Annotated in this window: 13 protein-coding genes; 7 read left to right on the top strand and 6 right to left on the bottom strand. The window is 69.2% G+C overall.

The annotated features are described in order from the left end of the window. Positions 1–16 precede the first annotated feature (16 nt). Together AMK58_RS16415 and AMK58_RS16410 are read right to left on the bottom strand one after the other, a co-directional pair. The gene (locus AMK58_RS16415) at positions 17–1,297 is read right to left on the bottom strand and encodes a TRAP transporter large permease (protein WP_035676435.1); all 1,281 of its coding nucleotides are present in this window, start codon (positions 1,295–1,297) and stop codon (positions 17–19) included. 34 nt (positions 1,298–1,331) lie between these two features. Beyond that, the gene (locus tag AMK58_RS16410) at positions 1,332–1,871 is read right to left on the bottom strand and encodes a TRAP transporter small permease (protein WP_035676437.1); all 540 of its coding nucleotides are present in this window, start codon (positions 1,869–1,871) and stop codon (positions 1,332–1,334) included. Positions 1,872–2,345: 474 nt separating this feature from the next. Here AMK58_RS16410 and hexR point away from each other — a divergent pair, with 474 nt between their 5' ends. Then, positions 2,346–3,230 carry a transcriptional regulator HexR gene (gene hexR / locus AMK58_RS16405; protein ID WP_035676439.1) on the top strand — a complete coding sequence of 295 codons (885 nt, stop codon included), beginning with the start codon at positions 2,346–2,348 and terminating at the stop codon, positions 3,228–3,230. A gap of 83 nt (positions 3,231–3,313) precedes the next feature. Further along, positions 3,314–4,303 (top strand): tRNA dihydrouridine(20/20a) synthase DusA, encoded by a 990-nt coding sequence (gene dusA / locus AMK58_RS16400; RefSeq protein ID WP_035676440.1) that lies wholly within the window; start codon positions 3,314–3,316, stop codon positions 4,301–4,303. Here the strand turns inward: dusA and AMK58_RS16395 are convergent. Next, a complete protein-coding gene (locus tag AMK58_RS16395) occupies positions 4,284–4,757 on the bottom strand; it encodes a DUF3429 domain-containing protein (protein WP_059399193.1) in 474 nt (157 codons plus the stop codon). The two genes, dusA and AMK58_RS16395, sit on opposite strands and share 20 nt — an antisense overlap. Positions 4,758–4,761: 4 nt before the next feature. After that, positions 4,762–5,352 carry a glutathione peroxidase gene (locus AMK58_RS16390; protein ID WP_035676441.1) on the bottom strand — a complete coding sequence of 197 codons (591 nt, stop codon included), beginning with the start codon at positions 5,350–5,352 and terminating at the stop codon, positions 4,762–4,764. 178 nt (positions 5,353–5,530) lie between these two features. Between AMK58_RS16390 and AMK58_RS16385 the strand changes: the two genes are divergently transcribed. Together AMK58_RS16385 and AMK58_RS16380 are read left to right on the top strand one after the other, a co-directional pair. Next, a complete protein-coding gene (locus AMK58_RS16385) occupies positions 5,531–6,682 on the top strand; it encodes an MFS transporter (protein WP_035676443.1) in 1,152 nt (383 codons plus the stop codon). A 350-nt stretch (positions 6,683–7,032) separates the two neighbouring features. Next, the gene (locus tag AMK58_RS16380) at positions 7,033–7,263 is read left to right on the top strand and encodes a hypothetical protein (protein WP_035676445.1); all 231 of its coding nucleotides are present in this window, start codon (positions 7,033–7,035) and stop codon (positions 7,261–7,263) included. A gap of 3 nt (positions 7,264–7,266) precedes the next feature. Here AMK58_RS16380 and AMK58_RS16375 read toward each other — a convergent pair whose 3' ends face one another. Then, complete coding sequence (locus AMK58_RS16375; RefSeq protein ID WP_059399192.1) at positions 7,267–9,915, bottom strand: DUF3772 domain-containing protein; 2,649 nt, start codon at positions 9,913–9,915, stop codon at positions 7,267–7,269. A 272-nt stretch (positions 9,916–10,187) separates the two neighbouring features. Here AMK58_RS16375 and AMK58_RS16370 point away from each other — a divergent pair, with 272 nt between their 5' ends. Further along, on the top strand, positions 10,188–10,370 hold the full coding sequence (locus AMK58_RS16370) for a hypothetical protein (RefSeq protein ID WP_035676452.1): 183 nt from the start codon (positions 10,188–10,190) through the stop codon (positions 10,368–10,370). A 408-nt stretch (positions 10,371–10,778) separates the two neighbouring features. On the opposite strand, the gene AMK58_RS16365 is transcribed toward AMK58_RS16370, so the two are convergent. Next, complete coding sequence (locus AMK58_RS16365; protein WP_236778275.1) at positions 10,779–10,973, bottom strand: hypothetical protein; 195 nt, start codon at positions 10,971–10,973, stop codon at positions 10,779–10,781. Positions 10,974–11,185: 212 nt separating this feature from the next. Between AMK58_RS16365 and AMK58_RS16360 the strand changes: the two genes are divergently transcribed. Together AMK58_RS16360 and AMK58_RS16355 are read left to right on the top strand one after the other, a co-directional pair. After that, a complete protein-coding gene (locus tag AMK58_RS16360; RefSeq protein WP_059399191.1) occupies positions 11,186–11,392 on the top strand; it encodes a hypothetical protein in 207 nt (68 codons plus the stop codon). Next, complete coding sequence (locus tag AMK58_RS16355; protein ID WP_035676457.1) at positions 11,389–11,706, top strand: hypothetical protein; 318 nt, start codon at positions 11,389–11,391, stop codon at positions 11,704–11,706. Before AMK58_RS16360 ends, AMK58_RS16355 begins: the two co-directional genes overlap by 4 nt. The last annotated feature ends 49 nt before the right edge of the window (positions 11,707–11,755 follow it).

The raw sequence follows: 11,755 nt of genomic DNA, 5'->3' as shown, positions 1-11,755 counted from the left end.
CTGTAGCGTGTTGTGATTAATGGCGGAACAGAGTCAGCGGGGCCGTGACGATCTCCGGAACGGCGATCAGCAGGCTCAGCAGAAGCAGATAGGTCAGCAGGAACGGCCAGATGCCGCGCGTGGCGCTTTCCAGCGAGATGCGGGCGACGCCGCACACCACGTTCAGCACCGTGCAGACCGGCGGATGGATCAGGCCCAGAGTGCCGGTCAGGACGAACATCACGCCGAAATAGGTCGGGTCGATGCCCGCCGCCGCGGCCAGCGGGGTCAGCACGGGGCCGAGCACCAGGATCGTCGGCGTCAGGTCCATCACCGTGCCGACGGCCAGCAGCAGCAGCGTGATGGCGACCATCAGAAGCTTCGGCTCGTGCAGCAGAGGGGCCAGCATCTCGTTCATCTGCTGCGGCAGGTCGGCCAGCGTCACCATGTAGGACGACACCAGCGCCGCCGCGCACAGGAACATCACCGTGCTGGTGGTGCGCGCGGCCTGGACCAGCAGCGGGACCAGGTCCTTCAGCGTCACCTGCCGGTAGACGAACAGCGCCACGACCAGCGAGTAGACGGCGGCGACCACCGCGGCCTCGGTCGGGGTGAAGATGCCGCCGCGCAGGCCGCCGATGATGATGACCGGCAGGGCCAGCGCCCAGACGCCCTCGACCAGCGCGGTGCGGCGCTTGCCCCAGCTCGCCTTGGGCTGCAGCTTCACGGTCATGCCGCGCACGACGAACATCCAGGTGATGACCAGACCGGCGCCCATCAGCAGGCCGGGCACGATGCCGGCCATGAACAGGCCGCTGATCGAGGTGTTGGTGGTCACGCCGAAGATGATGAAGGGCATGCTGGGCGGGATGATCGGGGCGATGATGCCGCCCGACGCGATCAGGCCGGCGGAGCGCGGCACCGGGTAGCCGTTGTCGCGCATCATCGGGATCAGCAGCGTGGCGAGCGCCGCCGTGTCGGCGATGGCCGAGCCGGACAGGCTGGCCAGCATCACCGACGCGCCGATGGTCACATAGCCCAGGCCGCCGCGGATGTGCCCGACGAGGCTGACCGCGAGGTTGATGATCCGCTGCGAGATGCCGCCGGCGTTCATCAGTTCGCCGGCCAGGATGAAGAAGGGCACCGCCATCAGCGGGTAGTTGTCGGCGCCGCTCAGCATGTTCTGGGCGACGAGCTGGGCGTCGAAGAAGTCGAGATGCACCATCAGCGCCACGCCCGTCAGCATCAGGGCGAAGGCGATGGGCATGCCGAGCAGCATCAGGCCGAACAGCGAGGAGAGGAAGACCGCAAGGGCCATGGAACGGGCTCCGCTTTCAGAAGGCCGGACGGAATCAATGCTCGGCGATGGCGCCGCCCTGCGGGGCGGTGGCGCCGTGGGGGTCGCCGTTGCCGGGGATGTGCGCCGCCGCGTCGCCCGACAGGATTTTCCAGAGGTTGGCGAGGATCGTCAGCGCCATGGCGATCGCCGGGAAGAAACCCGCGGCGGCGTAGAAGGCCATGGGGAAGCTGAGCACCGTGGAGCGCGTCTCCATCCCGATCAGAAGCTGGAACCAGCTCCCCTCGATGAACAGCCACAGCGCGTAGATCATCAGCAGGTGGCTGACCACCGCGCAGGCCCGGCGGACGCGGACCGGCAGGCGCGACTGGAGGATGTCCAGCCCGAGATGCTGGTGGCGGCGCAGCGCCAGGGTGGCGCCCAGGAAGACCAGCCAGACGAACATCAGGCGGGCCAGCTCTTCGGCGGCGACGATGCCGCTGTTGAAACCGTACCGCAGAACCACGTTGCCGAAGACCAGCGCCACCATCACGGCGAGCATCAGCGCCATGATCCATTCGGTGACCATCTCCAGCGCTTCCACCATGCGCTTCATGCACACTCCTCGGCCCGCCTCGCGGCGGGGCTCACCCAAGCGGAAAGGGCGGCGGCAGGAGACGGCGCGGGAAGGGGACGGCACGGAAGGGAACGGGCGGCGCGGCGCGCCGGCAGCGGGGCCGGGCGGCGGGTCGGGGGTTCCTCCCATTTGGTCTCTTGCCGGGGTCTCTTGCCGGGACCTTGAATTTTCTGTGTCGGAAAATAGAGGAGTCCCGCAACCGAGTGAAGAAGATTTTCTTCATAACGGCACCAAAACCGCCAAACGATCGGCATAGCGACGAAAATTATCTTCACAAGGCGCCCTCCCACGCATAGCTTGGGTCCCAGGGAAAGCGGCGCGACGCCCCGGCCGCGCGAGCCAGGGCACGCTATGCCGCTCGCGGCGGCGGTGGTACGGTCCCGCCGCCCAACGACGCCCGGAGCCGAGAAGGCCGGGACCAAGAACGCTTTTAGGGATGGACGGTCCGTTTCGATGCTCCAGCCGGTGAACATCCTCGATCACATCCGCGGCCGCCTGCCGGAGCTGAAGCGTTCCGAAGCCCAGGTCGCCGAGATGGTGCTGGTCGAGCCGCAAAAGGTCCTGGGGCAGAGCATCACCGTGCTGGCCCAGGCCGCGGGGGTCAGCGAGGCGACCGTCGTCCGCTTCTGCCGCAGCATCGGCTGCGCCGGCTTTCCGGATTTCAAGCTGCGGCTGGCCGAGGGACAGGCCCGCGGCACCCCCTTCGTCAGTCAGGACGTGGCGCCGGACGACGAGACTCCGACCGTCGCGCGAAAAATCTTTTCATCCGCCGCCGCCGCCCTGAACGACGCGGCCGGCGCGCTGGACATGGCCGCGGTTTCCCGCGCCGTGGAGCTGCTGGCCGATGCCTCCAGCATCCTGTGCATCGGCACCGGCGCCTCGGCGGTGGTGGCGGAGGACGCGGCGCACAAGTTCATGCGCTTCGGCATGACGGCGCAGGCCAGCGCCGACCCGATGATGGTCCGCATGCTGGCGGTCAATCTGGGGGCGCGGGGCGTCCTGCTGGCGATCTCCAACACCGGGCGCACCGTTATGGTGACGGAGCTGGCGCAGATGGCCCGTGACCTGGGCATCCCGGTCATCGCGATCACCGCCCCCGACTCGCCGCTGGCCACGGTGTCGTCGGTCGCCATCGGCCACACCCCGGTCGAGGACGCGGAGATCTACACGCCGATGGCCTCCCGCCTCGTCCATCTGGCGATCATCGACGTGCTGTCCACCGGCGTGGCGCTGAAGCTCGGCGCCGAGGCGCGGCACCATCTGGCCAAGGTCAAGGCCGTGCTGTCCGGCACCCGCTCCTCCCACGGCAAGCCCGCCCGCGGGCGCCAACGGGCGTAACCTGCCCTCTCCCCCCTTGCCATCCGGGCCGGCTTGGTCCAATTGGTGCGCCGCCGTTCCCGATTCACAGACAGTTCTTGCCCATGCCCGCCATTGCCCTCAGCGTTGCCCCGATGATGGAGCTAACGGACCGCCATTGCCGGAGCTTCCTTCGCCTGCTGTCCAAGAACACACTGCTCTACACCGAGATGGTCACCACCGGCGCCGTGCTGCACGGCGACCGCGAGCGGCTGCTCGGCTACGACGCGGCGGAGCATCCGGTAGCGCTTCAGCTCGGCGGGTCGGACCCGGCGGAGCTGGCGGCCTGCGCCCGCATCGCCGAGGAGTGGGGCTATGACGAGGTCAACCTGAACGTCGGTTGCCCGAGCGACCGCGTGCAGTCGGGCCGCTTCGGCGCCTGCCTGATGGCCGAGCCCGACCTCGTCGCCCGGCTGGTCGGCGCCATGCGCGAGGCGGTGTCGATCCCCGTCACCGTGAAGTCGCGAATCGCCATCGACGAGATGGAGGAATGGCCGACGCTGGACCATTTCGTCCGCACCGTGTCCGCCGCCGGCTGCACCCACTTCATCGTGCACGCCCGCAAGGCGTGGTTGAAGGGCCTCAGCCCCAAGGAGAACCGGGACATCCCGCCGCTGCGCTACGACCTCGTGCACCGGCTGAAGCAGGAGAATCCGCGGCTCACCATCGCGATCAACGGCGGCATCCGCACCCTGGACGAGGCGGCGGAGCATCTCGCCACGCTGGACAGCGTGATGATCGGGCGCGCCGCCTACGAGACGCCCTACATCCTGGCCGACGCCGACCGCCGCCTGTTCGGCGGGGAACCCGGCCCCGACCGCTATGCGGTGGTCGAGTCCATGGCGGCCTACGCCGAGGAGCGGATGCGCCAGGGGGCGCCGCTGTCGGCGATCACCCGGCACATGCTGGGTCTGTTCCAGGGCCTGCCCGGCGCCCGCGCGTGGCGCCGCCACATCAGCGAGAACGCCCATCTGCCCGGCGCCGGGCCGGAGGTGCTGCTGAGGGCCGCGGCGCTGGTGCCCCACCGCGAAGCGGTCACCCAGCCAGCGGGATGAGCGCGGCGAGCGTCAGGCAGACGACGATGGTCAGGCGGGTCCGCAGCGTGCCGAACCAGCGGGGATAGCGTCCGTCCGCCGCTGCGCTGCGGTCCACCGCCCAGGCGAGCAGGAAGGACAGGATCAGCGCCGGCACCGTCAGGCCGGACGGCAGCAGGGTGGCGCCCCACCCCAGCAGCGACGGCGCGACTCCCCAGGCCAGCCACGCCGGCCCGCTCGTCCCGCCGTCCCGACCCGCCCCTTCTCGTCCAGAGAGGACGCGGCCCCAATGGATGGCGCCGATGAAGGACAGGATCGACACCGCGTAGACGACCACCGCCCGAACCACGGCGGCCTGCCTGTCGCCCTCCGCCATCCAGGCCAGCGCGGTGCCGCCGACGAAGGGGACCAGCCCGCCGTAGGACAGCAGCCGGACGACCGAGGCCCGGCGGTCCTCGAAGGACAGCGCGCCCATGCGCTTACGGCTTCGCAGAGGGCTGGGCCAGCGCCTTGTCCACGGCCGCGGTCAGGGTGGCGGACTCCGGTGTGACCGAGCTGCCGAACCACTCCACCAGCCGCCCGTCGCGGCCGATCAGGATCTTGTGGAAGTTCCAGCGCGGCACGCCCTGCGGCCCGGTGGCCGCCGCCGCCCAGCGGTAAAGCGGGTGGGCCTGCGGTCCGGTGATGGACTGCTTCTCCATCAGAGGGAAATCGACGCCGTAGTTGAGTTCGCAGAAGGACGCGACCTGGGCGTTGCTGCCGGGCTCCTGCCCACCGAATTCGTTGCTCGGCACCCCCAGCACGACCAGCCCGCGGTCGCGCCGCCCGGCCCAGAGCTTTTGCAGCCCCTCATACTGGCCGGTGTAGCCGCATTGCGACGCCGTGTTGACCAGCAGCACCGCCTTGCCCCGAAAGGCATCGGGCGCGAGCGTGCCGCCGTCGATGGCCGGCAGGGGCAGCGAAGCCCAGTCAAGCGCGTCGGCCGCCACCGCCGCACCGGGTGCGGACAGCATCAGGACGGCGGACAGAATCCCGGCAGCGGATTGGGCGGCATCGCGGATCGTTGGCATCACGGACTCCCGGTTGGCGGCGCTGGTCTCTACGGCGTGGCTCTATACGGCGGTCGAGGCCTGTCGGATCATGCACGCGCATGGGTGCCATGGCCATCTTGCCGTGCGTCGGACGGCCGCACCTGCTTTAGGGTTGTCCCCCCGCCCGCCCCAGACCATAGACCGGCCGACGCCTCCCATGCGCCTTCTCATCCTGATGCTCGGCCTCGCCGGTTTCGCGAGTGCCTTTTCGCTGCGCACCACCGACCCGATGCTGACCGTCATCGCGTCGGACCTCGGCATCGGCGTGGCCGAGGCGGCCCTGCTCTCCTCCGCCTACACGCTGCCCTACGCGGCGATGCAGCTCATCCTGGGGCCGGTCGGCGACGCCATCGGCAAGACGCGGCTGATCCGGCTGTCGCTGGTCGTCCTGACCATCGGCGTGGCGCTGTCGGCGGTGGCACCCGGCTACTACACCGTTCTCGGCTCGCGGATGCTCGCCGGCGCCTTCGCCGGGGGGATCATCCCGGCCTCCATGGCGCTGATCGGCGACCGGGTGGTCTACACGGAGCGGCAATTCGCCATCAGCCGCTTCCTGCTGGCGGTGATCCTCGGCCAGATGTCCGGCTCCGCCGTGGCCGGCGCCCTGTCGGAGGTGGCGGGCTGGCGCACCGTCTTCGCCCTGGCGGCGGTGGTGACCGGCCTGATCGCGCTGACCGCCGCCCTGCTCCTGAAGGGCGAGCGGGAGGAGCGGCATCCCCTGTCGGTGGCCGACGCGCGGGCGCGCTACGCCTCCGTCCTGGCCAACCCAGTGTCAGTCTGGGTCTTCGCGACGGTGGCGGCAGAAGGGCTGCTGATCTTCGGCGTCTTCCCCTTCGTCGCCCCCATGCTGGCCCGCCACGGGGCGGAGGGCGCCTTCGAGGCCGGGGTGACGCTGGCCGCCTTCGCCATCGGCGGAGTCGTCTACAGTTTCATCGTGCGGCGCCTGCTCGCCTCGCTCGGCCAGTGGGGGATGATGGGGGCCGGCGGTCTGGTGGCCGGCGGGGCCTATCTGGCGATGCTCGCCCCGGTGCCCTGGCCGGTGGTGTCGCTGCTGTTCCTAGTCGCCGGATTCGGCTTCTACATGCTGCACAACACCATGCAGACCCAGGCGACGGAGCTGTCGGCGACCGCCCGCGGGTCGGCGCTCGCCCTCTTCGCCTCCTCCTTCTTCCTGGGCCAGGGGATCGGGCCGGTGGTCTACGGGGCGGTCGCCCATCAGGTCGGGCTGCCCGCCCTGTTCCTGTTCGGCGGCGCGCTGACCATGCTGCTCGGCGTCGGTGCCGTGCGGCTGATCCGCCGCCCAATCTGAGAGGGCCGGCCTGACTGATATGTCAATATTTCGGATATCCCCAGATTCTGTGGATAACTCTGTTGGCGAATCGAGGGGTAACCGAAGGGATCAACGATCCCTCAAGGGGTCCGGCAGAAATGCCTTATTTTTAGGCACATTAGAAAACCGCGCCAATCAAGGGTTTTTCACGTACCCTACGCCTCCTCACCCTTCTCCCAACGGCTGCCCCGCCCCGCAACGGGAGTCAAGCGAAGGATATGACCGCCTGTGAACAACTTTCCTTGACAGGGTCTACGGGCCACGGCAAAGGGCTGCTCCCGGCGCCAAGACGGCTTGCGCGCCACCGGTCCGAGAGGCACTCTGACGCCATGTTCACCGTCAGCGAAAGCGAAGCCGAAACGATCCGCCGGGCCTTCCACGACCGTGGGGAGTGGTCCGCCGTGGTGGAGTTGCGCCGGCTGTTCCCGGTCTTCGCCAACAACCCGGAGGCGCTGCGCTGCGTGCGTGCCATCGCCGGCTGGCAACCCCTGCCCGCCGCCGCGCCGCCGCCCAAGGTGACCCAACTGCGGCGCCGCAAGCCGGCGGAGTCGTTGCCCTGAGACTCACGTGGCGGTGCGTGGCCCGCGCTCGGTAAGGGTGTCGGCCAGCGGCACGACCTTGCCACCGTCAGCCACAACCTGAAGCTCCGGCACGCCGCCGGCCTGGGCGCGGCGTTCGGCCAGGAGAAGCTCCAGCATCGCCTCGACCTTCGGCATGTGGACGGTCTGCTGGTCGAAGGGCATCTCGATACCCTGCTCGCGGAACTGCTCCAGGATGCGCAGGCGCAGCTCGTTGCGCACCGGGATGATGTGATCGGTGTTGGCGACGAAGCAGCGCAGCTCGAACTCCGGCCCGCTCGGCAGGAAGTCGCGGAACATCACAACCGGCTCCGGGTTGCGCAGCACCTGGGCGTGGCCGTAGCCGATCCGCAGCAGCAGCGCGTAGACCTGCCGGGCGTCGGTGTCGTAGGTGATGCGGACCTTGATCTCGATGCGGGTGGTCTTGTCCTTCAGCGTCCAGTTGACCACCGACTTGGAGATGAATTCCGAGTTCGGGATGATGACGGAGGCGCGCTGGAAGGTCTGGATCTCCGTCGCGCGGACGCTGATGCGGCGCACGGTGCCTTCCAGCCCGTTGACGACCACCCAGTCGCCCACCTTCACCGGCCGCTCCACCAGCATGATCAGGCCGGAGATGAAGTTGCTGACGACGTTCTGCAGGCCGAAACCGATACCGACCGACAAGGCCGACGCGATCATGGCGAGGCTGGACAGGTCGAGCCCCAGCGTGCCGACCGACATCAGCACGGCCATGGTGGTGCCGAGATAGCCCACGCCCATGCGGATGGAGTTGCGAACGCCGTCGTCCATGTTGACGCGGCCGAGGATGCGCTCGTCGAGCTGGCGCTGGATGAAGCGGGTCACCGCGACGACGACGCCCAGCACCATCAGCGCCGACATGATGTCGCCCGGCGCGATGCGCACGCCGCCCACCGTGACGCCGCTGAGGAAGCCGTCGGCCAGCCCCTTCATCTCCGACAGGGTCATGCCGGTCAGCGGCAGCAGGAAGAAGGCCGCCACGGTCAGCAGCAGCCCGTCGATCACCGTCCGCCCGGCCTGCCCCAGCATCCGCCGGCCGCGGTCGGTGGCGATCACGATGTCGCGCACCTCGGCCACCTGCCCGCTGCCGCGCTCCAGCAGGACGCAGAGCAGCTCGCGCAGGACGCCGCGCGCCACCAGCAGGACGCCGCCGATGATGAGCGTGGTCAGCATCAGCTTCGAGGCGTAGATCGCACCGACCAGATAACCGGCGCCCGCGGCGACCAGCGAGGCGAGTGTCACCGCGCCGATCAGCAGCCGCAGACGCAGCCCGACGACCCGCGGACGGGCGGGCGGCGCCTCCCCGACCTCCGCCGCGGCGGGGGTGGCGGCCGGCGGCGGCAGGGTGACGTCCAGTCCGGCGGCCGGCGTCGGCTCCGGGCATCCACAATCGTCGGTCGCCTCGGCCTCCGGCGGCGGGGCGGCGAGCCAGAGATGGTCGGGGTAGAGGAACAGCAGCGACACGGCGATCAGCGCCATGGTGCCGAAGCCGGTGATCGAGCGCAGCTCCGGCGGGGTGAACATGCCCTCCGACAGGGCGATGCCGGTGCCGGCCAGCGCCAGCCCGATCATGACGAGCGGGACGCGGCGGACCAGGCGCCGCGCGCTGTCCGGGTCGAGGTTGGCGAGCTGCCAGGACGGATGGTCGGGCGCCAGGGTGGCGCGGGCGACGCCGGTCACCAGGAAATAGGCGGTCAGGCCGCCCGACACCCCGACCACCACCGCGGTCAGCGGCCCGGCGTCGGCGGCGTCGCGCAGCAGTCCGACCAGGGCGCCGCTCAGCACCAGCGTCGGCACCAGCGGCACCAGGCAACGGGCCAACGCCTCGACCGCCATCGCCACCACGCGCTGGCGGTAGCTCGGCCGCTCCTCCAGGTCGCGGTGGCCGTAGCGGCGCAGCAGGACCCGGCGCACCGGCCAGGCGACCAGGAACAGCACGGCGGCGAGCGCGCCCAAACCGTAGAGGCGGCCGCGCCACTCGTCGTCGCCCATCACGATGCCGAAGGCCCGCGCCATGCGCTCCTGCACATAGGCCGTCTGCTCGGGCAGGGCGGCCCAAGTGGCGGGCAGCAGAGGCACGGGACCGCGCCGGACGATCTGCTCGGTGAGCTGGGTCATGCGCTGGTCGGCGGCGGTGCGCAGCAGGATGTCGGCGCGCGTGACGATCAGCTCGGTCTGCTTGGTCCGCCCTTCCGCCTCGCCGATGGTCTGAGTCAGGCGCTTGCGCTCGGCGGCGATCCCCGCCTCCTCCGGCGGAGCGCCCTGGGCCGGCGGCGGACCCAACGCGTCCAGCATGCGCTGGGCGGTGTCGCGGGCCGCCGCCGCCGCCGCACCGGATTCCCGGACCTCGTGCTGGATCTTCGCCAGATCGGCACGCAGCGTCTCGTACTCGGTGTTCGCCAGATCGCCCCCGGCGATGCGGTTGGCCGCCCGCTCCAAGGCGTTCTGCCATTGCGGCAGCTTGGTCTTGAAGTCCGCCGCGGCTTCCGCCGCCGGAGCGGCGGACTGGGCCAGGACCGATGGAACGACGGCGCCCGTTACAAACGCACCGCACAGCATCAGGACTGCCAGGAGCCGGCCGATCCGGCAGCGGAAGGCGAAGGGAATCTGCATCACCGTTCGAATTCTCGTGTTGGCAAAAAAGCGGCTGCCCCGGCGAACCGGGAAAAGGGATACCTATACTCTTCGGCGTCACGGCAAAAGTATGGCGCTGCGTGTCACCAGGATGTGACAGAGAGCGACGGATTCTTGGTTCTGTTCGCTGTGGCCGAGGGCGCCGGTCCGTGTCCGCCGTTTCGTGCGCCTGCCTTCGGTTTGGGCATGGCGTGGTTGTGTGTCTTGATGATACAGGTTGCGCATCGTCGTTTCACACGCACGTCATCATCATGGCCGGCTTGACCGACATCGACCGCACCCTGCTTCGCACCGCGCTGAAGGCCGCCAAGCGCAACGACGTCCCATCCGTCGGGATGCCGACCGAGACGCTGGAGCGGCTGTTGGAGTATTTGGCGGTCCTGGAAAGCGCGCAGCCCGCCGCGCAGACCGAGGGCAACGCCGGGTCGAACTGACCCCTTCACCATTTCCTGGCCAGCAATGGCGGGACATCCGAACCCAGCATTACATACTATAGTATGCCAACCTGTTGGTGCCGATACGGCGCGACTGGTGAACGGTACGTTGTGACATTGAATTCGAGTCGCAACCGACGCTCGACTAGCCCTATCGAACGGAGTAAGACTTTAGGACCCACTCCTTTAGGCGGACGATCCTCTTGTGCCAGTTTGCCACACCGGAATGCGGTCACGCCTGTCGTGCGATCAGGCTCGTCCGCGAACACAGCCGCGGCCCCGTGGGGTTGGACGCGCGCGCCTATTTGATCCGGGTCGAGCGCCGGTTGATGCAGTTCCACTGCGGCGCTCCGCTGGGCATTCCAACGGATGCGGCACCGCCCCGCGAGGCCGCCGAATAACCGTCCGTCAATCCCGCCCGCTGGGGGCATCGGAACGGCCCCGGTCCGGTTCGCGGTCCGGTTCGCCCTCCCGGCGGCGATCTCCGTCCGACGACGCCTCGTCGCGTTCCCGCTGACGCTGCCATTGATCGAATTTCTCGGGATCGGTCACCAGATCGATAACGGACGGCTTCCGGTTGCCGTCGTCGCGCTGTGCGGGCATGAACACCTCCATCGCTGCGCCACACCTGTCCTTTTGCACATCAACAGCGCAAAAGGCCCGGCGCACCAAGCCCCGCAAGGGGAGAACCCCACAAGCACAGCCTTGCTCCTTTGGCGTCCGGTTTTTGACACAGCACACCCCCGCCTGAATCCTTAGCCTGCGACAACGATCAAGACACAGTCGGGGGCGGGATGCTGCGGTTGGGAACACGGGTGAGGTTTGCGGGCCAGGAGGCCCTCGTCGTCGCACGGACCCTTGCCGGTGAGCCGACCTACGACATCCGTCTGGCCGACGGCCGTCTCATCAAATACGCCGCCGAAAGCGACCTGGAGCCGATCGAAGGGGATGGGCCCGACTCCGCGCCCGCCTCGGCGCGGCCATCCGGCGACGGCGGCTCCAATCAGGGGGGCATGCAGTGACCCGCGACGACTTCCCCTATTCGCTCCAGCCCTACGCGATGCCCGACAACGGCGGCGACGGCGCGCAGCCGTCCGACGCCTGGACTCTGGTCCTGTTCCGCGCCGCCGACGAGGCGGAACGCCTGTGGTTTCGCGACCATGGGTTCGCCATGGAGGGCCGCCGCTGGGTTCGCCACGCCCCTGTCCCGGACAGCCGTGCCGAGACGCCGGCGTCCGGCGACGCGCCCGAGGACGAGGACGAGGACGTTGGCGACCGTGAGTCCGATGACAAGGCGCCGGGCACCGACGGCCCTGCGCCGGATGTCGCCGCCTGATCTTCCGTTCCGGCGTCCGCGGCCTTTTCCAGTGCCGGCGCCCCTGTTC

It is taken from the genome of Azospirillum brasilense, assembly GCF_001315015.1.
In the GTDB taxonomy this organism is placed as follows: Bacteria; Pseudomonadota; Alphaproteobacteria; order Azospirillales; family Azospirillaceae; genus Azospirillum; species Azospirillum brasilense.
Note: the sequence above shows the minus strand (reverse complement) of the source record. Positions and strands in the feature narration are given on the sequence as shown.

Coding starts and splice junctions, on each gene's coding strand:
- AMK58_RS16415 (WP_035676435.1), bottom strand. CDS start 1,297: ATGGCCCTTGCGGTCTTCCTCTCCTCGCTGTTCGGCCTGATGCTGCTC.
- AMK58_RS16410 (WP_035676437.1), bottom strand. CDS start 1,871: ATGAAGCGCATGGTGGAAGCGCTGGAGATGGTCACCGAATGGATCATG.
- hexR (WP_035676439.1), top strand. CDS start 2,346: ATGCTCCAGCCGGTGAACATCCTCGATCACATCCGCGGCCGCCTGCCG.
- dusA (WP_035676440.1), top strand. CDS start 3,314: ATGCCCGCCATTGCCCTCAGCGTTGCCCCGATGATGGAGCTAACGGAC.
- AMK58_RS16395 (WP_059399193.1), bottom strand. CDS start 4,757: ATGGGCGCGCTGTCCTTCGAGGACCGCCGGGCCTCGGTCGTCCGGCTG.
- AMK58_RS16390 (WP_035676441.1), bottom strand. CDS start 5,352: ATGCCAACGATCCGCGATGCCGCCCAATCCGCTGCCGGGATTCTGTCC.
- AMK58_RS16385 (WP_035676443.1), top strand. CDS start 5,531: ATGCGCCTTCTCATCCTGATGCTCGGCCTCGCCGGTTTCGCGAGTGCC.
- AMK58_RS16380 (WP_035676445.1), top strand. CDS start 7,033: ATGTTCACCGTCAGCGAAAGCGAAGCCGAAACGATCCGCCGGGCCTTC.
- AMK58_RS16375 (WP_059399192.1), bottom strand. CDS start 9,915: ATGCAGATTCCCTTCGCCTTCCGCTGCCGGATCGGCCGGCTCCTGGCA.
- AMK58_RS16370 (WP_035676452.1), top strand. CDS start 10,188: ATGGCCGGCTTGACCGACATCGACCGCACCCTGCTTCGCACCGCGCTG.
- AMK58_RS16365 (WP_236778275.1), bottom strand. CDS start 10,973: ATGCCCGCACAGCGCGACGACGGCAACCGGAAGCCGTCCGTTATCGAT.